This window comes from Flavobacterium sp., assembly GCF_013823965.1.
Classification (GTDB): domain Bacteria; phylum Bacteroidota; class Bacteroidia; order Flavobacteriales; family Flavobacteriaceae; genus Flavobacterium.
On the sequence record NZ_PNNA01000098.1, the window covers coordinates 1 to 21,504 of the forward strand.

General features: G+C 37.5%; 20 protein-coding genes and 1 pseudogene. 11 read left to right on the forward strand and 10 right to left on the reverse strand.

Annotation, left to right across the window (positions count from 1 at the left end; genetic code table 11):
- From C0430_RS11700 to C0430_RS11710, 3 genes and pseudogenes are all read right to left on the reverse strand, one after another.
- A pseudogene (locus C0430_RS11700) lies at positions 1 to 621 on the reverse strand (hypothetical protein); the annotation flags it as partial.
- Positions 622 to 769: 148 nt separating this feature from the next.
- Positions 770 to 2,026: an aspartate kinase gene (locus C0430_RS11705; RefSeq protein WP_290870244.1), complete on the reverse strand. Its 1,257-nt coding sequence runs from the start codon at positions 2,024 to 2,026 to the stop codon at positions 770 to 772.
- Positions 2,027 to 2,096: 70 nt separating this feature from the next.
- Entirely contained in the window at positions 2,097 to 2,579 is a 483-nt protein-coding gene (locus C0430_RS11710; RefSeq protein ID WP_290870247.1) for a GNAT family N-acetyltransferase, read from the reverse strand.
- Positions 2,580 to 2,742: 163 nt separating this feature from the next.
- Here C0430_RS11710 and fbp point away from each other — a divergent pair, with 163 nt between their 5' ends.
- A complete protein-coding gene (gene fbp, locus C0430_RS11715; protein ID WP_290870251.1) occupies positions 2,743 to 3,762 on the forward strand; it encodes a class 1 fructose-bisphosphatase in 1,020 nt (339 codons plus the stop codon).
- An 81-nt stretch (positions 3,763 to 3,843) separates the two neighbouring features.
- On the opposite strand, the gene C0430_RS11720 is transcribed toward fbp, so the two are convergent.
- Entirely contained in the window at positions 3,844 to 4,275 is a 432-nt protein-coding gene (locus C0430_RS11720; RefSeq protein WP_290870254.1) for a TerB family tellurite resistance protein, read from the reverse strand.
- A 185-nt stretch (positions 4,276 to 4,460) separates the two neighbouring features.
- Between C0430_RS11720 and C0430_RS11725 the strand changes: the two genes are divergently transcribed.
- The 4 genes from C0430_RS11725 to C0430_RS11740 are packed head-to-tail and all read left to right on the forward strand — an operon-like array spanning position 4,461 to position 7,939.
- Positions 4,461 to 5,054 (forward strand): HupE/UreJ family protein, encoded by a 594-nt coding sequence (locus C0430_RS11725; protein WP_290870257.1) that lies wholly within the window; start codon positions 4,461 to 4,463, stop codon positions 5,052 to 5,054.
- 7 nt (positions 5,055 to 5,061) lie between these two features.
- Positions 5,062 to 5,490, forward strand: coding sequence for a dCMP deaminase family protein (locus C0430_RS11730; protein ID WP_290870260.1), 429 nt, complete (start codon positions 5,062 to 5,064; stop codon positions 5,488 to 5,490).
- Positions 5,491 to 7,059 carry a S41 family peptidase gene (locus tag C0430_RS11735; protein WP_290870263.1) on the forward strand — a complete coding sequence of 523 codons (1,569 nt, stop codon included), beginning with the start codon at positions 5,491 to 5,493 and terminating at the stop codon, positions 7,057 to 7,059.
- Positions 7,060 to 7,111: 52 nt separating this feature from the next.
- On the forward strand, positions 7,112 to 7,939 hold the full coding sequence (locus C0430_RS11740; RefSeq protein ID WP_290870266.1) for an alpha/beta hydrolase: 828 nt from the start codon (positions 7,112 to 7,114) through the stop codon (positions 7,937 to 7,939).
- Between the two features lie 37 nt (positions 7,940 to 7,976).
- Here C0430_RS11740 and C0430_RS11745 read toward each other — a convergent pair whose 3' ends face one another.
- From C0430_RS11745 to C0430_RS11755, 3 genes are read right to left on the reverse strand one after another with little or no spacing between them, the layout of a single operon-like run.
- Positions 7,977 to 8,585: an FAD-dependent oxidoreductase gene (locus C0430_RS11745; protein ID WP_290870269.1), complete on the reverse strand. Its 609-nt coding sequence runs from the start codon at positions 8,583 to 8,585 to the stop codon at positions 7,977 to 7,979.
- Between the two features lie 2 nt (positions 8,586 to 8,587).
- Entirely contained in the window at positions 8,588 to 8,791 is a 204-nt protein-coding gene (locus C0430_RS11750; protein ID WP_290870273.1) for a hypothetical protein, read from the reverse strand.
- A 47-nt stretch (positions 8,792 to 8,838) separates the two neighbouring features.
- A complete protein-coding gene (locus C0430_RS11755; RefSeq protein WP_290870303.1) occupies positions 8,839 to 9,417 on the reverse strand; it encodes a MarC family protein in 579 nt (192 codons plus the stop codon).
- Positions 9,418 to 9,628: 211 nt separating this feature from the next.
- Between C0430_RS11755 and C0430_RS11760 the strand changes: the two genes are divergently transcribed.
- The 5 genes from C0430_RS11760 to C0430_RS11780 all read left to right on the forward strand — a co-directional run bounded on the left by C0430_RS11760 (position 9,629) and on the right by C0430_RS11780 (position 16,326).
- On the forward strand, positions 9,629 to 10,195 hold the full coding sequence (locus tag C0430_RS11760; protein WP_290870276.1) for a DUF3109 family protein: 567 nt from the start codon (positions 9,629 to 9,631) through the stop codon (positions 10,193 to 10,195).
- A gap of 262 nt (positions 10,196 to 10,457) precedes the next feature.
- Entirely contained in the window at positions 10,458 to 11,435 is a 978-nt protein-coding gene (locus tag C0430_RS11765) for a ribonucleotide-diphosphate reductase subunit beta (RefSeq protein ID WP_290870279.1), read from the forward strand.
- Positions 11,436 to 11,739: 304 nt separating this feature from the next.
- Complete coding sequence (locus C0430_RS11770; RefSeq protein ID WP_290870283.1) at positions 11,740 to 14,145, forward strand: ribonucleoside-diphosphate reductase subunit alpha; 2,406 nt, start codon at positions 11,740 to 11,742, stop codon at positions 14,143 to 14,145.
- Between the two features lie 259 nt (positions 14,146 to 14,404).
- Positions 14,405 to 14,905, forward strand: coding sequence for an RDD family protein (locus C0430_RS11775; protein ID WP_290870286.1), 501 nt, complete (start codon positions 14,405 to 14,407; stop codon positions 14,903 to 14,905).
- 74 nt (positions 14,906 to 14,979) lie between these two features.
- The gene (locus C0430_RS11780; RefSeq protein ID WP_290870289.1) at positions 14,980 to 16,326 is read left to right on the forward strand and encodes a deoxyguanosinetriphosphate triphosphohydrolase; all 1,347 of its coding nucleotides are present in this window, start codon (positions 14,980 to 14,982) and stop codon (positions 16,324 to 16,326) included.
- 2 nt (positions 16,327 to 16,328) lie between these two features.
- Here C0430_RS11780 and C0430_RS11785 read toward each other — a convergent pair whose 3' ends face one another.
- Positions 16,329 to 17,363, reverse strand: coding sequence for a DUF3078 domain-containing protein (locus tag C0430_RS11785; protein ID WP_290870292.1), 1,035 nt, complete (start codon positions 17,361 to 17,363; stop codon positions 16,329 to 16,331).
- Positions 17,364 to 17,403: 40 nt separating this feature from the next.
- On the reverse strand, positions 17,404 to 19,173 hold the full coding sequence (locus C0430_RS11790) for a 1-deoxy-D-xylulose-5-phosphate synthase (RefSeq protein WP_290870295.1): 1,770 nt from the start codon (positions 19,171 to 19,173) through the stop codon (positions 17,404 to 17,406).
- 38 nt (positions 19,174 to 19,211) lie between these two features.
- Here C0430_RS11790 and C0430_RS11795 point away from each other — a divergent pair, with 38 nt between their 5' ends.
- Positions 19,212 to 19,655, forward strand: coding sequence for a nucleoside deaminase (locus C0430_RS11795; protein ID WP_290870298.1), 444 nt, complete (start codon positions 19,212 to 19,214; stop codon positions 19,653 to 19,655).
- Positions 19,656 to 19,708: 53 nt separating this feature from the next.
- Here C0430_RS11795 and C0430_RS11800 read toward each other — a convergent pair whose 3' ends face one another.
- A complete protein-coding gene (locus C0430_RS11800; protein WP_290870300.1) occupies positions 19,709 to 21,253 on the reverse strand; it encodes a ribonuclease E/G in 1,545 nt (514 codons plus the stop codon).
- Positions 21,254 to 21,504: the final 251 nt, after the last annotated feature.

Sequence of the window (21,504 nt, forward strand, 5' to 3'; positions counted from 1 at the left end):
GAAAAGTTCCATAAAAACATTATCGAATTGATCCAATTTTTGCGAATAACCACCATCTTGCAGCGGAATGTTGTTGTCCTGCAAGGAAGCCCGCAAGCTCACTTTTTCGGAAAGTTTGCCCGTGATTTGCAAATCGAGATTGGAGTTCAGAACCGAGTTTTGATTGTTGCCAATAGTCACGCCACGCGTAATGCTTCCCGAGGTGTTGAGTCCTTCAAACGGCGCGTTTTTTTTCTGGAGATTTTCTCCTTCAATTTTGTACAAACTTCCAGCGACGGCTTCGTTGCTCACCACTTTGCTGTCGTCATAAATGTGGTATTCTTTGGTTAAACTCTCGGGAAGTTTGAGGTAATGGACTGTTAGCGAATCGGAACTTGAAGGAATTTTTTTGTTTAAAATTAGCGTGCCTTTTTCGAAATTGATTTTGTAAAAAGTGGAATCAATGGGTTTTTCATTGGCGTCAAGCAATTTGAAATGACTCGAATTGATGCTTGTTTTTTCCAGATGAATCGTGTCGCGAGTAATGGGGATTTTTTTGGTTTTGTACGACGAATTAGTTTCCTGGGCCTGAAGTCCAGAAAAGCAGATTAGTGCCAACAAAATCAAGATGTTTTTTAACATAAATACTTTAACTCGAAAGTATCAAAAGTAGTATTTATAATTGGAAATTGTTATTGGGAAATTGGATTAGGAAATTGGCTAATTAAAAATAACGCAAATGCACAAATTTTACAATCTGTGCATTTGCGTTGTTTTTTTAATGTTCTGGCTAGCCTTCTATCGTAACAATCTGCATAGTTTCACGGCTCACTTGTTTTAACAAAACGGTTTTGTTGTGCTCGACTGTTTGTGCCGCTTTATCGTTAAAATGTCTGATGGTGTAAAGGGTTACGTTTTCATTGTAATCTACCTTGAATTTTTTTGCCAAAATTGGATTCAAATCTTTAAAATTCCCAAATTTATCCTCAACACACACCGAAAAACTGATGGCAGAATTCTGGATTAGATTTACTTTCAATTTGAATTGGTGAAACAAAGCAAAAATTTCGCTGATGTTTTCTTCCATGATAAAGGAGAAATCTATAGAGGAAATCGAAATTAAAAGTTGGTTTCTTTTGACAATAAAACTAGGAATTTGCCATTCTGAATCAGACCCTTTCGAAACACAAGTTCCAGGCAGCAATGGGTTTATAAATGATTTCACATACAACGGAATTTCCTTTTTTTGTAGTGGTTGCAAGGTTTTTGGGTGAATAACTGTTGCACCATAAAAAGCCATTTCAATTGCTTCACGATACGAAATATGGCTCAGCAAACTCGCATTTTCAAAGTATCTTGGGTCGGCATTCATCACTCCGGGAACGTCTTTCCAGATGGTCACACTTTCGGCATTGAGGCAATAAGCAAAAATTCCGGCAGTGTAATCAGAACCTTCACGGCCCAAGGTTGTGGTGAAATTATTCTCGTCTGAACCCAAGAATCCTTGAGTGATGTTCAATATTTTTCCTTTTACGTTTTTGGAAATATTTTTCTGGGTCAATTCCCAGTCTACTTCGGCATCCCTGTAATTTGAATCCGTTTTGATAAAGTTTCTCACGTCAAGCCATTGCGTTTTGATACCCATGTGAGTCATGAAATAACTTAAAATGGTGGTCGAAATCAATTCGCCATAACTCACGATTTGGTCGTAAACAAAATTGTAATTCGGGGATTTGTTGTGGCTTAAAAAATATTCTAAATCTGAAAATTGGGTGTTTACCGCAGTAAAAACTTCATTTTTATGATCTTCGAATAAATCCAACAGGATTTCATTGTGGTATTTTTTTACTTCTTGAACCGATGATTGCAATTCCGGAGATTTGTCGAAATAGTTTTTGATGACTAATTCTAGGGCGTTTGTGGTTTTTCCCATTGCGGAAACCACTAATAATACATCTTCGTAACCAGCTGTTTGCAAAACGCTGTACACGTTTTTAATTCCTTCGGCATCTTTCACGGAAGCGCCACCAAATTTGAATACTCTCATTTTAAATTAAGATTTCAGATTTCAGGTTTCAGTTAGATGGCTGAAACTTGAAAGAGATTTGTTGATATGTTTATTGTTTTAATTTGTTGTCAACGAAATAGTTGATTGCTTCTTCGCTCATTTGCGCTACTCTCCAATCGCCGAGAATTTTCGCTCCTGATTTTTCATAAAATTCGATGGCAGGCGTGTTCCAATCGAGGACATTCCATTCAATTCTTCTTACATTGTCTTTCTTACCTTGTTTAATAATTTCAGAATATAATGCATAACCTAATCCGGTGCCACGCATTTTTTCTTTGATTACCAAATCTTCCAAGTGAATGGTTTTTCCTTTCCAAGTGGAATATCTGTAGTAATACAAAGCTATTCCCACGACATTTGATTCCACTTCGGCAACAAAAACATGAAATAACGGAACTGGACCAAAACCATCGCGAATTAAATCGTCAACCGTTATCAAAACGGCTTCAGGTTCATTTTCGAAAGCAGCTAGTTCTTGAATCAGCCCTAAAACGGCTTGCATGTCTTCCGGGTTTCCTTTTCGAATAATCATGATTTTATATTTATGGTTTTTTAGGTTAAAAAAAGCTTTTAACCTGATAATAGGGCAGTTTATATGGCAAATATACAATTCTGATAAACGAATTGAATAAAATTAAATCATTTTCACAAAAAAACCGATATTTGTGACTTAAACTAACTACATCGATTTTGTAATGGAAGAACGCAACAAGACCCTGGGAGAATTTATCATCGAAAACCAAAATGCCTTTCAATATTCGTCAGGCGAATTGTCCAGAATCATTAATTCAATCAGGTTAGCCGCAAAAGTGGTTAACTACAAAGTGAACAAGGCCGGTTTGGTCGATATTGTCGGTGCAGCCGGAGAGCAAAATATCCAAGGCGAAGACCAACAAAAATTGGATGTTTATGCCAATGAAATTTTTATCCAAACTTTAATAAACCGCGAAATTGTATGTGGTATTGCCTCCGAAGAAAATGACGATTTTATAACAGTCGAAGGTAGTGATAACAGTCACAACAATAAATACGTGGTTTTGATGGATCCGCTTGATGGTTCGTCAAATATTGACGTAAATGTTTCGGTAGGAACTATTTTTTCGGTTTTCAGAAGGATTACTCCCATAGGAACTCCGGTTACAATTGAAGATTTCTTGCAACCTGGAGTCAATCAAGTTGCGGCAGGATACGTGATTTATGGCACATCGACGATGTTGGTTTATACCACGGGCCACGGTGTAAATGGATTTACCTTGAATCCCGCCATTGGAACCTTTTACTTGTCGCATCCCAATATGAAATTCCCGAAAGACGGAAATATTTACTCCATAAACGAAGGAAATTATGTGCATTTTCCGCAAGGAGTGAAAGATTACATCAAATATTGCCAGCTCGAAGAGGAAGAAAGACCTTATACTTCGCGATACATTGGTAGTTTGGTTTCAGACATTCACAGGAACATGATCAAGGGAGGAATTTATTTGTATCCAACCAGCACCAAAGCACCAAAAGGGAAATTGCGATTGCTTTATGAATGTAATCCAATGGCTTTTATTGTTGAACAAGCCGGCGGAAAAGCCTCGGACGGATGGAATCGAATTATGGAAATCCAACCCAAGGAATTGCATGAAAGAGCACCTTTCTTTTGTGGAAGCTTCAATATGGTCGAAAAAGCGGAAGATTTTATGCGATTGGCCAAATTGAGCAAGTACTAAATTGGCTAATTTTAAAAGTTCAAAACAATAATTTCCCATCCTCAATCCTCTCTCCAAAAGAGAGGGTCGGGGAGAGGATTTTTATCTATTCATGTTTTGCATTTCATAGATAAAAGTGTCTAAATCGACTCTTCTATCAACTAATGCCAGCGCTTTATTAACAATATAATCTACATTGCTTGTAGTGAATCCCAAAGCTACAGCAAATTTTCTCAGTAATGTTTCTTGCTTGTCTCCCAAATGATGGTCATGATGAACCACCCTGGCGATATTATACAAACTCTCCAATCTTTCAATGTGTAAATAGGGAGGATTAAGTTCGTATTTCAAGGGATTTTCCAGAATTTCTTCATATTCTTCATCCGAAATTTCCAGTTTTACGGCTAACTTGTCCAAGAACTTTTTCTCGTCTGGATCAAATTTTCCGTCGGCAAACAATACACGAACCACGGCAGCGAAACGACCTTTCATTCTGCTTTTAAATTCATTATCAAATAATTCTGCTATTGACATGGCTTTGAGTTTTAATTGATTTATATAAAGATACTAAAAATTTCGATTTTAATGAATTTCAATTTGTGATTTTTCCCTATTTTAATAAAAATTAGGAGACAAGAAATGCTTTTAACAATATCGGTTCAGCCTATTTTCAAAATATATTGTATGTTTGACAACCCCTAATCTTAAAACTATTTGCGATGTCAGAATTTTGGATTTATTTTGAAATTGGGTTAAGGCATGTTCTTGACCTGTTTGCTTACGACCACGTCTTGTTTTTGATAGCGTTAACCGTACCTTATGCTTTCAAGGATTGGAAAAGGTTACTGCTTTTGGTCTCCATTTTTACCATTGGACACACATTGGCATTGCTGTTGTCTGTTTTTGGCGTGATTATTATCAAGGGCAATTTGGTCGAGTTTTTAATTCCAATAACTATTCTCATTGTGGCTTTCTTCCATCTTTTCACGGCAGGAAAATCATCAAAAAAAGAAAGTATTAGTGTTATTGTTTTTGTTACTTTGTTTTTTGGAATCATACACGGATTGGGCTTTGCAAGCTATTTTAAATCCCTGCTTGGAGGTTCGCCACAATCTAAATTGTTGCCGTTGTCGGAATTTGCATTAGGGATAGAAGCCGCTCAAATTGTTGTGGTTTTTGTGGTTTTGATACTGTCTTATATTGTTCAAACTTTCTTCCGATTTTCGAAAAGAGATTGGACATTGGTAATGTCGTCTTTCATAATTGGCGTAGTTTTGCCAATGATTGTCGAAAGCGAAATTTGGAATAGATAAAAATAAAATGGAAAAGAAAAAATTAAATAAATACGACCGAGCTTATCTTCGAATTGCCAAAGAATGGAGCCTTTTGTCGTATTGCAAACGCAAACAAGTAGGCGCAATAATTGTTCGTGACCGGATGATAATTTCCGACGGTTACAATGGAACACCTTCCGGTTTTGAAAATTGTTGCGAAGACCACGAAGGCTTGACCAATTGGTACGTGCTTCACGCCGAGGCAAACGCCATTCTAAAAGTGGCAAGATCCACGCAAACTTGCGAAGGAGCCACCTTGTATATTACGCTTTCGCCATGCAAGGAATGCAGTAAATTGATTCATCAATCAGGAATAAAAAGAGTGGTTTACCAACTAGGCTATAGAGACACTTCGGGAGTAGATTTTCTGGTTAAAGCAGGCGTAATTGTCGAACAAATTGAAGTTCTGGAATAAATGAAAATTAAAGTCAATTTTTTTCCAATATATATTTTTGCCGCTTTAGCTTTTGGAGTTGTTCTGGGCGGATGGCTAAATTTTCCCGCCCAGAATTATTTTTTGGTAAAAAACAATTCAAAAAGCAAACTCAATAAACTCATGGATTTTATTGATAACGAATATGTTGATGACGTAAAATCTGATTCTATCGTAAATCTTACCATAGACAATATTCTGGCGCAACTCGACCCGCATTCGGTTTATATTCCACCAAGCGAGCAGGCCGAAGTTGCCGAAAACATGAAAGGCGATTTCGTGGGAATTGGCGTTAATTTTTATATGTACAAAGATTCCTTGGCGATAATAAAACCTGTCGAGAATGGACCTTCGGAAAAAGCAGGAATAAAAGCAGGAGACCGCATTCTTTATGCCGACAAAACAAAATTGTTTGGGCGGAAATTGCCAAATGACAGTTTGTTTTTCAAACTAAAAGGAGCGGAAGGTTCCGAAATTTTGGTCACGGTTTATAGAAAATCAGAAAACAAAAAAATCAAATTCAAAATAAAAAGAGGTGTTGTCCCCATAAAAAGTGTGGATGCAGCCGTGCTTTTGAATCCAATAACAGGATACATAAAAATAAATCGTTTTGCCGAAACTACTTATGATGAGTTCAAAACTGGCTTGACCAAATTGAAGAAACAAGGCGCAAAATCGCTCGTTATCGATCTTCGGGACAACGGTGGAGGATATATGGAACAAGCCATTGCCATCGCTGACGAATTGCTGAAAGACAAACAACTCATTGTCTTTACCAAGAACAAAAACGGAACGGTAGAAAAAACATTTGCCACAGAAAGCGGAAGTTTCGAAAGCGAAAAAGTTGTCGTTTTAATCAACGAAAATAGCGCATCGGCAAGCGAGATTTTGGCGGGAGCCATTCAGGACAATGACAGAGGAACCATCGTGGGTCGCCGTTCTTTTGGCAAAGGATTGGTCCAACGCGAAATGGATTTTGATGACGGATCCGCTGTGCGATTGACCGTTGCCAGATATTACACTCCCACGGGGCGTTCGATACAAAAACCGTATTCAAAAGGGATTGAAGCCTATTCTAAAGAATTTGATTCTCGTTTTACAAACGGTGAATTGTACCATAAAGACAGCATAAAAACACCAACAACGTCAAAATTCAAAACCCCAAAAGGCAGAATAGTTTACGGCGGCGGCGGAATTGTTCCGGATGTTTTTGTTTCCCTTGAAGTAGGTTATGGCAACGAGCATACCGCTTATTTATTGGAATCTGGTTTTATGGGGCATTTTGTGTTTGAACAATTGGATCGGGACAGAACTATTTTTGAAGGTATGCCTTTCGAACAATTTAAAACCAAAATTGATGGAACTGACATGTATTTTGATACTTTGCAAAAATATCTTTTCAAGAATGGACTAAACATGAAATTGGACAAAAATAAAGCATTGGTAAAACGGTATTTGTCGGCTGAATTTGCTCGACAGTTATACAACGAAGGCAAATATTATGAAATCGTGTTGAAAGACGACGCAATGATTAAAGCAGTTTTGAAATAGTCCAAGCTGAATTCGAGTCTAATTTTGTAAAGGGTTTAAATTTGAAATAAACATGAAAAAAATATTTTTTTTACTCTTGTTGACGGCATCAATTTTTGTGAATGCGCAACAGAAATATGCTGTCGAAAAAGACATTCATTATTATCCCGATGCAGTTAATAAAATTGACAAATACACGGATTCTCAATGCACTTTGGATATTTATTATCCTAAAGATTCTAAAAACTTTGCCACGATAGTATGGTTTCACGGTGGCGGCCTAACGGGAGGAAGCAAAGAAATTCCAAACGCTTTGTTAGAAAAAGGTTTTGCCGTTATCGGAGTTGGTTACAGGCTTTCGCCAAAAGTGAAAGCACCTGTATGTATTGAAGATGCGGCTGCCGCAATAGCTTGGGCATTTCAGAATATAGAACGTTATGGTGGTAGAACCGATTTAATTTTTTTGTCGGGACATTCTGCTGGAGGTTATTTGACAATGATGGTGGGTCTTGACAAAAAATATTTGGCCAAATATGATATTGATGCCAATAGAATTGCGGGAAACATTCCGTTTAGCGGACATACAATAACCCATTTTACCATTCGAAAAGAAATGGGAATGAATGACATACAGCCATTGATTGATAAATATGCGCCACTTTATTTTGTTCGTCAGGACGCTCCGCCTTTAGTTTTGGTAACTGGTGACCCTGAAATGGAATTGCTGGGACGTTACGAGGAAAACGCCTATATGTGGCGAATGATGAAACTAGCGGGTCACAAACGGACTACTTTATATAAACTCGAAGGTTTTGATCACGGCGCAATGGCTGAACCGGCTTTTCCATTATTGATTAAAGAAGTCAACGCAATAAAAAAGGAAATTCTGGAAAGAAATTAAGCAAGTCTAAAAAAGATGTTTTTGGAATTTAGTAATCCTATTTCTTAATACTGTCGTGGGATTGGGTTTGAATACCGTTATTCCACAATGTAAGAATATCGGTTGCCACGGCCGCACCACTTCCTGAAGCAATGGCCACTTGACTTCTCCATCCCGCCAGAGTTCCCGTTACATAAATGCCTTCAGCTACTTTGTGGTCGGTATTTTTAAGTTGAATTCTTTGTTTTTCGTCAAGTGATTTTTGATGCGGTTCCACATAATGCATTAATCCTTCAATCGCAAAAGTATTGGAATAGCCGACAGATACAACAATCATTTTGGATTTGTAAGTGTTCTTGTTTGTGGTAATGGTAAATTGAGGGGATTCGCCTTCAATTTTCAGTACTTTTTCATCGGTAATTTGTTTAATGTGCGGATAAGTTCCGGATAAATGTTGTTTGCTTTCGGTCAATAAATCAGCACCTAATTTGCCGGGAGCAATTCCGTAAGCATTGTTGATAAGGGCTTCTTGAAGCGAGGAAGTTTTTTGATGGGCAATAATCCCTATTTTTTTATCAGTTACAAAAGGTTTGTTTTTGGCAGAACCTAAAACCAGGGCACATGACATTCCTGAAACGCCACCGCCAATTAGTAAAACATCAAACACAATTAGAATTTATCATTCATTTTTTCTTCGATATTTTTTGACATTCTGAAAATCAAAAGAATTAAAACAGCACAAATGGATGCGGCAATTCCAATGAAAGCAACCATACTGTTTCCTTGAAGAGGGTTTTTGAAATCAAGCAGGGTAATGTTAAATACGATTAGCCCTAACGCTAAAATCACCAATATGTTAGTAAAAATTTTCATAAAATTATTTTTTGTAAAATGATGAGGTAAATTTATAAAAATTTATTTTAGACGAACAAACCTTTAACATTAGCGGCGAATAATTTAACAGCAATTGCCAAAAGCACCACGCCAAAAGTCTTTCTGATTACGCCCAAACCATTTTTTCCCAGCATTTTTTCGATTTTTGCCGATGATTTCAAAACGATATAAACCACAATGATATTCAAAACAATGGCAACAACAATATTCAGGGTTTGGTATTGCGCTTTTAATGACAATAAGGTAGTCATCGTTCCTGCTCCGGCAATTAAAGGAAAAGCTATGGGAACAATTGAAGCGGAACTTGCGGCTTCATCACGATAAATACGAATGCCCAAAATCATTTCAAGTGCTAAAAAGAACAATACAAAAGAACCAGCCACAGCAAAGGAGTGAACATCAATTCCTATGAGATTCAAGAATTCTTCACCTATGAAAAGAAAGACAATCATGATCAAACCAGCTACCAGCGACGCTTTTTCTGATTCGATATGGCCGTGTTTTGTTCTCAAATCAACCACAATGGGAATCGTTCCCACAATATCGATTACGGCAAAAAGCACCATCCCAACGGTAATTATTTCTTTAAAATCCAGTTCCATGATTTCTTAAATTTATTGGAACAAAAGTATTGAATTTCGAGGATGTAAAATTAAATTAAGGTTATTTTCGGTAAAATTAGAATAGTTAAATTAGAGATGTTGGTTTTAATGGTTTTAAAAGCCAATAAATATTGACCGGTATGGCTAATGTTAAGGTCGTAATAAATTCAAAATTTAACATCCAAAATTCAGAATTGCAGAGTATATTTGCAAAATGTTTCAAATAGGAAAAACCATCATATCGGAAGATATTCTCGAAAAAGAATTTGTTTGTAATTTATCGGCTTGCAAAGGCGTATGTTGTGTCGATGGCGACGCTGGAGCACCTTTGAGCGAAGCCGAAACCAAAATTTTGGAAGAAATTTATCCAAAAGTAAAACCTTTTCTACGCAAGGAAGGCATTGCCGCCATAGAAGCTCAAGGAACTTGGACAAAAGGCACTGATGGCGACCTCGAAACACCTTTGATTGACAATAAAGATTGCGCTTACGTTATTTATGACGGCAAAACATCGCTTTGCGGAATCGAACAAGCCTACAATCAAGGAGTGGTTGACTGGAAAAAACCTGTTTCCTGTCATTTATATCCCATTCGTGTCAAAGATTTCACTGAATTTGCCGCAGTCAATTACGACAAATGGGAAATTTGTGATGATGCCTGCACTTTGGGCAAAGAACTGGAAGTTCCTGTTTATAAATTTGTCAAGGAAGCACTCATCAGAAGGTTTGGTGAAGATTGGTATCTGGAGCTTGAAAAAGTAGCTCAAGACATAAAGAAATAATTAAAAAAAAATTACAATTCCCTTGTTCAGCTGGTTTTTTAAATCCTATATTTTACAGTGTCTTACGGAGTATTTTATTTTTTAAAATATTGGTTTTCAGTACATTGTAATTTTTGTAAAAAATATTCCAATCTTTTCTTTTTGTTAAAAACTCAAGCCAATTGTGAATAAGTTTGGCTTTTTATAACCGCAAGAATTCACAATCTTTGTAATCTTCTGAAAGCATAAAAATTCGTTAAAATTTTAAAAAATAAAAGCAATAATGTCAAAACTTGAACCAATCTTACAAGAAAATAAAAATCGATTCGTGATTTTTCCTATCAAACACCACGACATTTGGGAATTTTACAAGAAAACAGAAGCCAGTATTTGGACTGCCGAAGAAATTGATTTGGCTCAGGATTTGAACGATTGGAACAATAAATTAAGCGAAGACGAAAAATATTTTGTAAAACATATCCTTGCTTTTTTCGCAGCTTCAGATGGAATTGTAAACGAGAATTTAGCTCAAAATTTTGTCAACGAAGTGCAATATGCAGAAGCAAAATTCTTCTACGGTTTTCAAATAATGATGGAAAACATTCATAGCGAAACCTATTCGCTTTTGATAGACACTTATGTAAAAGACGAAGCCGAGAAAGACGAATTGTTCAATGCCATTGAAAGATTTCCAGCCATCAAGAAAAAAGCAGAATGGGCTTTAAAATGGATTGAATCTGAATCCTTTGCCGAAAGGCTAATTGCTTTTGCCGCTGTGGAAGGTATTTTCTTCTCTGGAAGTTTTTGCTCCATTTTTTGGTTAAAAAAACGCGGTTTGATGCCAGGATTAACATTTTCGAACGAATTAATTTCTCGTGACGAAGGCGTTCACTGCGATTTTGCCGTGCATTTACACAATCATCATTTGATTCATAAAGTACCAAAAGCAAGAATAAGAGAAATCATCGTGAATGCTTTAGACATCGAAAGAGAATTTATTACCGAATCGATTCCGGTGAGTTTGATTGGAATGAACGCCGTTTTGATGACACAATATTTAGAGTTCGTAACGGACAGATTGTTGGTGGAGTTAGGTTGCAAAAGAGAATACAATACCCCAAATCCTTTCGATTTTATGGACATGATTTCGCTTCAAGGAAAAACAAATTTCTTCGAAAAGAAAGTTGGTGAATACCAAAAGTCAGGAGTTATGAACACCGATTCTGATGCCCAAAAAATTAGCTTTGACGCTGATTTTTAAAAAATAATGAAGAGTTGCCGTTAAGAAATTTAGAATCACGAATTCTTAATTTGCTTGATTTCTTAATGATTCAAAGACATATATTTCCAAATTTTGACTGTTTTTAGCCCCGATGGCAGTGGAAATCCTTTTGTTTTTCTAAAAAAAACAAAAGGGGAAAACGAATTATAGAACTCGAGCAAAGTGAACAAACGAAGTAATAGCTTCTAAAAAAACAGTAATACCCGGGATTAGCTTCCCAAAAACAAACACAAATACACCAAAATAGAGAAGGGATTGTCTATTTTAAAAAAAAAGTAATCATATGTATGTAGTAAAAAGAGATGGCCACAAAGAGCCAGTAATGTTTGACAAGATTACGGATAGAATTAAAAAATTATGTTACGGATTGAATGGCTTGGTCGATCCAGTAAAAGTGGCTATGCGCGTAATCGAAGGTTTGTATGATGGTGTTTCGACTTCAGAACTAGACAACCTCGCAGCCGAAACTGCGGCTTCAATGACAATTGCACATCCTGATTATGCACAATTGGCAGCTCGAATTGCAATTTCCAATTTGCATTCCAATACCAAAAAATCTTTTTCGGAAACAATGAACGAAATGTTTCATTACGTGAATCCGAGAACGAATCTTGAAGCACCATTGCTTTCGGAAGAAGTGCATAAAGTAATCATGGAAAATGCCGAATTCTTGGATTCGCATATTATATACAACAGAGATTTCAATTACGATTATTTTGGTTTCAAAACTTTGGAACGCTCTTACTTGTTGAAAATAAACGGAAAAATTGTGGAACGCCCACAACATATGTTGATGCGTGTTTCGGTTGGAATTCACCTTGGAGATTTAGAATCCGTGATAGAAACCTACGACTTGATGTCGAAAAAATTCTTTACTCACGCAACGCCAACGTTGTTTAATGCCGGAACTCCAAAACCGCAAATGTCTTCTTGTTTCCTTTTGGCCATGCAGGACGACAGCATCGACGGAATTTATGATACACTAAAACAAACGGCCAAAATCTCGCAATCTGCAGGAGGAGTTGGATTGTCAATTCACAATGTTCGTGCAACGGGTTCATACATTCGCGGCACAAACGGAACATCCAACGGAATTGTGCCGATGTTGAAAGTTTTTAACGATACCGCTCGTTATGTGGATCAAGGTGGTGGAAAACGAAAAGGAAGTTTTGCGATTTACATCGAAACTTGGCACGCCGATATTTTCGAATTCCTGGATTTGAAAAAAAATACAGGGAAAGAAGAAATGCGCGCCAGGGATTTGTTCTTCGCGATGTGGACTTCGGATTTGTTTATGAAACGAGTTCAGGAGGATTCTTATTGGACGCTAATGTGTCCTAACGAGTGCCCTGGTTTGTATGACGTTTATGGAGAAGAATTTGAAGCTTTGTACATAGATTATGAAACTCGTGGAAAAGGTCGTAAAACCATTAAAGCACGGGAATTGTGGGAAAAAATTCTGGAATCTCAAATCGAGACCGGAACGCCTTATATGTTGTATAAAGATGCGGCTAACAGAAAATCAAACCAGAAAAATTTAGGAACCATTCGTTCCTCGAATTTGTGTACCGAGATTATGGAATTTACGTCTAAAGACGAAATTGCAGTTTGTAATCTTGCTTCTATTTCGTTGCCAATGTTTGTTGTAAACGGAAAATTTGACCACAAATTATTGTTCAGCGTGACCAAACGCGTTACGAGAAACCTGAACAAAGTAATCGATAGAAATTATTATCCCGTAGTGGAAGCTGAAAACTCGAATAGGCGCCATCGTCCGGTAGGTCTTGGAGTTCAAGGTCTGGCAGATGCTTTCATTATGTTGCGTTTGCCTTTTACGAGCGACGAATCCAAGAAATTGAACCAAGAAATTTTTGAAACTTTATACTTTGCAGCCGTGACCGCTTCGATGGAAATGGCCAAAGAAGATGGACCGTATTCCACCTTTAAAGGTTCGCCAATTTCGCAAGGAGAATTCCAACACAATCTTTGGGGATTGAAAGACGAAGAACTTTCCGGTCGTTGGGATTGGGCATCATTGAGAAAAGAAGTGATGGAGCACGGTGTGAGAAATTCACTTTTGGTGGCGCCAATGCCAACCGCTTCGACTTCACAAATTTTAGGAAACAACGAAGCTTTTGAGCCATATACTTCCAATATTTACACCAGACGAGTTTTGTCAGGAGAGTTTATCGTGGTCAACAAACATTTACTTGAAGACTTGGTGAAACTAGGTTTGTGGAACGAGGATTTGAAACAAGAATTGATGAGACATAACGGTTCAGTTCAAAACCTTGACATTCCTCAAGATTTGAAAGAATTGTACAAAACTGTTTGGGAAATGTCCATGAAAGACATTATCGACATGTCGCGTCAACGAGGTTATTTTATTGACCAATCACAATCGTTGAACTTGTTTATGCAAGACGCGAATTATTCGAAATTGACTTCAATGCACTTCTACGCTTGGCAATCTGGTTTGAAAACCGGAATGTATTATTTGAGAACAAAATCAGCGGTTGACGCGATAAAATTTACTTTGAATAACGATAAAAAAGCAGCCCCTGTTCCTGCAGCTGTTGAAGTGGAAGCAAACACGACAACCGTAGAAATGAGTGTTGAAGAATACAAGGCAATGATCGAATTGGCCAGAAATGCCGGTCCGGAAGATTGTGAAATGTGTGGGTCTTAATCAGAAAATAGAATAATGAAGAGCAGCTATCGATTTCGGTAGCTGTTTTTTTTTGAGACATTTACTTGGTCAGTTCGCCTCGCTCGTGTCCCGTTTTTTTGTTTCAATCTTTTATTTTTTAATAAAAACCTAAAATGATTTTTGCTATAATCGCAACTGGTTTTTCCTGTTGTAAATTCATTTTTTTTGAAAATAATTCACTATATTTGAGGGAGTTATCTTTGTAAAACATTTTTCATGGAAATTAAAAAACTTCAAAATGGAAAATACAAAAATTATGGTTACAGAGGATTTATTGGCTACTCGATGGCAACGTTTTTTGAATTGCATTATCGACTTACTGATTGTTCATACTATTTTGATTAGCATCGCAACAACAGCGGTTATCATAGGAGATATTACAAACAATAATGACTTGTCTAATTGGGCAAAATCCACTACGACTTTCGAAAGATTGTTTTTTTGGGCTGTAATGCTGTTTTTGTATTACTTTTTGACCGAAACGTATTTTTCGAGAACCTTTGCCAAGTATTTTACAAAGACCATCGTGGTGACAAAAAACGGCTCTAGACCCAACAAAAGAGCGATTAGCATTCGAACACTGTCTCGATTCATTCCTCTCGAAGCACTTACCTTTTTGAGTGGAGATTTGAGGGGATTACACGATTTGTTTTCTGATACTTATGTGGTGCGAAAACACGAGTTCAATCATAAAAGGGAGTTGTTGCATTTCCTTGACGAAGCCATGCAAATAGATTAAGCTGTCATTTTGATGGCTTTTTTTATTTTAACCACTTCCTTTTTTCTTATATTCGCTACATCTAAAACAATAAAATGAACTGGGAACAACTATTGTCTTTAAAACGTCAAGGGGACACGAGCAAACGATTACGAATGGAGCAAGATGACACGCGTCTGGGCTTTGAAGTTGATTATGATCGAATTATTTTCTCCTCGGCATTTAGAAGTTTACAAGACAAAACCCAGGTTATTCCACTCTCGAAAACCGATTTTGTGCACACTCGATTGACGCACAGCTTGGAAGTTTCGGTTGTTGGCCGTTCCATAGGACGATTGGTTGGCAAAAAAATTGTAGAAAAATATCCGCATTTAAAAGAAATTCACGGTTTCCAGGCAAATGATTTCGGGGCAATTGTTGCTGCGGCTTCCTTGGCGCATGATATTGGTAATCCACCTTTTGGTCATTCGGGAGAAAAAGCCATTGGTGAATATTTTTCCATCGGGAAAGGACAGCAATACAAGGACCAACTTTCGGCCAAAGAATGGCAAGATTTAATAGATTTTGAAGGAAATGCCAATGGATTTTCGGTGCTTACGGCAAGTCGTCCCGGAATCGAAGGAGGATTGCGAATTTCGTATGCAACTCTTGGTGCATTCATGAAATATCCAAAAGAAAGTTTGCCCAAAAAACCGACACAAAACATTGCGGACAAAAAATATGGTTTCTTTCAAACTGACGTGGCATTTTTTCAGGATGTAGCCTCGGAATTGGGATTGATTTCAAACAAAGAAGGAAATGACATAGGTTTCGAGAGACATCCTTTGGCATATTTGGTCGAAGCTGCCGATGATATTTGCTACACAATTATCGACTTTGAAGACGGTATCAATCTAGGTTTAGTTTCAGAAGATTTTGCCTTGGAATATTTAATAAAATTGGTCAAGGACAGCATTGATTCGTCAAAATACAACACGCTAACTACCAAAGAAGACAGGATCAGTTACTTGAGAGCCTTGGCAATAGGCAGTTTAATAAGCGATGCCGTGAAAGTTTTTGTCGAAAACGAAGAAGCAATTTTGCAGGGAAGATTTCCACACGCTTTGACGGACAAAAGTAAATACAAAGTTCAAATGGACGACATCATCAAATTGAGCGTCAAAAACATCTATCAAAGTCGCGAGGTGATCGAAAAAGAAATTGTGGGCTATCAAATTATTCAAACCTTGTTGGATAAATTCATCACTGCTTTCAATAATAAATTTGATGGCAATTTGTCGAATTACGATAAATTATTGTTGAAGATGTTGCCTGAAAAATTTCTGGAAGAAAAAGAAGATTTGTACAAACGACTCTTGCATATTTGTCATTATGTTTCCCTTTTGACCGACGGAAATGCCTTGGAATTATACGAAACCATCAACGGCAGGAAAACGAATTGATTTTAAATGACATAAACCAAACCGATGCCAAGAACTTGTTTTAATTGTACTTTTGGTCCCTTTGGAACTTGTGAGCCGTTAATTTCTTCAGTGGTTTTTATGTCATCGTCATAAATAAGGTGCGTTCCAATATTAGCTCTTACGTATCGATTTACGACTAAATCAAAATTCAATCTCCATTCCATGTCAATGTTTCCAAACTTATTGATGTAATCTGAATACAAACTCAGTCGGTTTTCCATAACGATGTTTTTCCAAACTTCTTTTTTATAATAGTTGGTTACTAAAAAGCCAAACTCCGTTCTTGATTTTTGTCCTTTTGAAATTAAATTTCCATCAGCGTCGTAGACGGCCTTGTTTACTCCAAAAGCACCTTTATTGGCCAAGGTTTGGTCTAAAACCAAAGTGTTTTTAAATGTCAAAGGCGAAATATACAAGTCAAATTTCTTTACCTTGTCAGAATAATTAGCTCCATAACCCAGGAAAGTATAGGCCGGTGCAAATGGTCTTGAAATAGGAGAGCTGGTGTTTGGATATTTATAACCATTGGTGAATTGTGTGTTGAAATTGAATTTTGCGGAATGGTACCAATTCGTCAACGTGTCTTTTCTGTAGCCAAAGGTGGAATTGAAACGGAACTCATCATCTGACTTTTGTATCGCCAATCCGTCTTGTTTGTTTATGCCATAGCGAACGATTAATTCATTGGCCCATTCGCTTTTGTCGCGAGTGTGAATTCTTAAGAAATTACCTTTCAATAATCCTGAAATTGAGCTGACACCACCTGCATTCCAATTCACAAACGCAATTTCGTTTAGGTCAATGCCTATCGTGTTTTTTCTTTGCCAATGGGATAAATAAACTAATGGCAATTCGGGTTGTGTTTTAGCAGTCACCGTTGCTGTTGAGGCCACTGTTGCAAGAGCAGTTACTGGTTTGAGTTCTACAACTATCGAGGTTATTGTGTCCTTTTGTGAAAAACTGTTTAAAGAAATGGTTAGTAAAACTATGATAAAGGTGTTGTGTAGTAATCTCATTAGGTATTATTTAGTTTTAAATGGGGGGAAACAATTCATTTCAATAGCTTGAAAAAATGATTTCTAGACTTCTAACGTCAATTTTACAATATTGTTGTAGCTCTTCAACGGTTCCTTGTTCGATAAATTCATCTGGAATGCCAAGAACTTTTATTTTTGAATTATAATTATTTTTCGATGCAAACTCCGCAATAGTCGTGCCAAAACCTCCTTTTATGGCACCGTCTTCAATGGTGATTATATCCTCAAATGAAATGAAAATAGTGTGTAACAAATTTTCGTCCAATGGTTTAACAAAAGCAAAATCGTAGTGGGCAATAGTATCTTGATGAGGTATTTTGGCTAAAGCCAAAGTCACGTTGTTGCCAATGGTTCCGTTGGACAAGACCGCTACTTTTGTGCCTTTTTTGAGACAATTTGCTTTTCCAATTTCGATTTTTTCATACGGTTTTTGCCAATCCACAATTTGACCACGACCACGAGGATAGCGAATGGCAATGGGATGATTCAAGCCCAATTGGGCAGTGTATAAAATGTTGCGCAAGGCGATTTCATTCAACGGGGCGTAAATTATCATGTTGGGAATGCAACGCAAAAAAGCCAAGTCGAAAACGCCGTGATGCGTGGCGCCGTCTTCGCCAACCAATCCTGCCCTGTCCAAACAAAAAATTACCGGTAAATTTTGCAAAGCCACGTCGTGAATGACTTGGTCGTATGCTCGTTGCAAAAATGTGGAATAAATATTGCAAAAAACCACCATGCCTTGTGTCGCCATTCCTGCCGATAATGTCACGGCGTGCTGCTCGGCAATACCCACGTCGAAAGCGCGTTCAGGAATAGCGTCCATCATCAATTTTAAGGAACTTCCCGAGGGCATCGCTGGAGTGATTCCAATAATTTTTTCATTGGCTTTTGCCAAATCCAAAAGAGTCAGCCCAAAAACATCTTGGTATTTTGGCGGAAGATTTTCTTCAAATTTTGGGTGAATTTCTCCCGTGTTTGCGTCAAATTTACCTGGAGCATGGTATTTTACCTGATCATCTTCGGCTTGTTGCAGCCCTTTTCCTTTTGTGGTAATGATGTGCAGGAATTTTGGCCCTTTTATTTTTTGTAATCGTTTTAATTCTTTGATAACGGCAAAAATATCGTGTCCGTCAATTGGTCCCGAATAATCAAAATTCAAGGATTTGATCATATTGTTTTTCCTTGGATTTTTTCCTTCTTTCACGGCTGTGAGGTACTTTTTCAAAGCGCCGACACTGGGGTCAATTCCGATGGCGTTGTCGTTGAGGATGACCAATAAATTAGCATCGGTAACGCCGGCGTGATTCAGTCCTTCAAACGCCATTCCTGAAGCGATGGAAGCATCACCAATAACGGCAATGTGATGTTTTTCGAAATCGCCTTTCAAATTAGAGGCTATTGCCATTCCCAAGGCAGCCGAAATGGAAGTGGAAGAATGGCCAACGCCAAAAGCATCATAAACACTTTCGCTTCGTTTTGGAAACCCTGAAATTCCGTCTAGTTGACGATTGGTATGAAAAATTTTTCTTCTTTCGGTCAATATTTTATGTCCGTAGGCTTGATGACCCACATCCCAAATCAGTAAATCATTTGGAGTGTCAAAAACATAATGCAAAGCAATCGTGAGTTCAACAACACCAAGGCTGGCGCCCAAATGACCTTCTTTTACGGAAACAACATCAATGATAAAATCACGCAATTCTTGGGCAACTTGAGGAAGTTGGGCTTCGTCGAGTTGACGCAAATCAGTTGGATTGTTGATGTGTTGCAGTAAATTCTTGGTCATAAAGCAAATGTACGAATTGAATTCTTATTTTTGTAATTATGGAAAACCCTTTCACCGACGAATATTTTATGAAGAAAGCCTTGCAAGAGGCGGAAATGGCTTTTGAAAAAGATGAAATTCCTGTTGGCGCCATCATTGTCATCGACAATAAAGTCATTGCCCGAGGTCATAATCTCACCGAAATGTTGAACGATGTAACCGCTCACGCCGAAATGCAAGCCATAACGGCTGCTGCTAATTTTCTGGGCGGAAAATATTTGGTGGGTTGCACGCTTTACGTCACGTTGGAACCTTGCCAAATGTGCGCCGGCGCCCTGTATTGGAGCCAAATTTCGAAAATTGTGTATGGAGCCAGTGACGAACATCGCGGTTTCGAGAAAATGGGAACCCAATTGCATCCAAAAACAATAGTTGTTCGAGGAGTTTTGGCGAATGAAGCCTCGGAATTGATGAAGGCTTTTTTTGCCAAGAAAAGAAAATAAGTTCTGACAAGACACAAAAAAACCGCCAATCTCACGAAAGGCGGTTTTTTAATTTATTCTATAATAACATTCTTCTTTTTGTCGTAGAAATGGTACTCTAGGTACGTGTAAGCGTCACGTGGTATGATTTTCACCCATTTTTTATGTTCAAAAAACCATTTTGAACGTATTGATGGAAAACCTTTGGTAAGGTATGCGGCCACAAATGGATGTACGTTAAGCACTACATCTGCGTTTGTTTTTAATATATTTTCTAGATCTAAAGCGATTTTGTCAATGATTTGAATTGGCGCTTCAATTTCGCCGTTTCCATTGTTTGGATCTTCTTCTCTAGTTTTGATGTTGACTTCCGGTCTTACCCTTTGTCTGGTAATCTGGACTAATCCAAATTTACTCGGAGGCAAGATTTTGTGTTTCGCTTTATCATCGCTCATTTCTTCTCTAAGGAAGTCGAACAGGACTTTGCGATTTTCGGGATTGGACATGTCAATAAAATCAATCACGATTATTCCACCCATGTCGCGAAGACGCAATTGTCTGGCTATTTCGGCGGCGGCAATCATGTTGACTTCCATGGCAGTGTCTTCCTGGTTAGATGCTTTATTGGAACGGTTTCCGCTGTTGACGTCGATGACGTGCAAGGCTTCGGTGTGTTCGATAATAAGATAAGCACCTTTACTCATGGAAACTGTTTTTCCAAAGGAGGTCTTGATTTGTCTCTCTATATTGTATTTCTCGAAAATTGGAGTGTCTTTTGATTGATAAAACTTAACAATCGATGTTTTCGAAGGGGCTATTTCTTGTAAATAATCCTTCGTTTGGTTGTACAACTCTTCATCATCTATTAGGACACCGCTAAAGGTGTCGTTGAAGACGTCTCTTAATATTGATGAAGCTCTATTGAGCTCTCCTAATACCTTGGACGGATGATGGGCGGTTGGTAATTTTTTACACATTGCAGTCCATCTCTCTATGAGGTTCTGCAAATCTTTTTCTAATTCTACTGTGCTTTTGCCTTCGGCTACTGTGCGAACAATAACACCAAATCCTTTCGGTTTGATGGCTTGTACGAGTCGTTTCAAACGTTCTTTTTCTTTTTTGTCTTCTATTTTTTGAGAAATAGAAACACGATCAGAAAACGGAACCAAAACAATAAATCTTCCGGCAAGGGATAGCTCTGCGCTAATTCTTGGTCCTTTGGTAGATATTGGTTCTTTGACGACTTGTACCAAGATAGATTGGTTGGGATTGATAATTTCTGTTATCGACCCATCTTTGTCTATCTCTTTTTCAAACTGAAAGTTTTTTAGGGAGAAATCTTTTATTTTACCTGCGCTTACAAGTTTTATGAATTTCAGTTGAGAAGCAAGATTTGGACCCAAATCGTGATAATGCAAAAAGGCGTCTTTTTCGAAGCCCACGTTTACAAAAGCAGCGTTAAGTCCGGCAACTGGTTTTCTTATTTTGGCAATAAAAATATCGCCAACTTGGAAGTTGCTCGTTTCTTGTTCTTTGTGTAATTCAATTAGTTTTCCATCTTTTAATAAGGCAAAATCTACGGCTTCGGAACTAGATCTAATGATTAATTCTTTATTCACTCTGTAAATTTTTATCCGAACTTTCAATTTTAGATTTTAGATTTTAGATTTTAGATTTTTTGAAGAATCTACAATCTGCAATCTACAATCTGCAATCAATTGCAAGGATGGATTAAACAATAATTTTAACAGGTATTGAACCCGGATGGAAGGCAGTTCCCAGTATTCAGAAATCAGTTTACAGTTTATGCTGCAATCTGAAGTCTAAAATCTAAAATCTGAAATCCAAATTTCAATGAACGGTTAAAAAG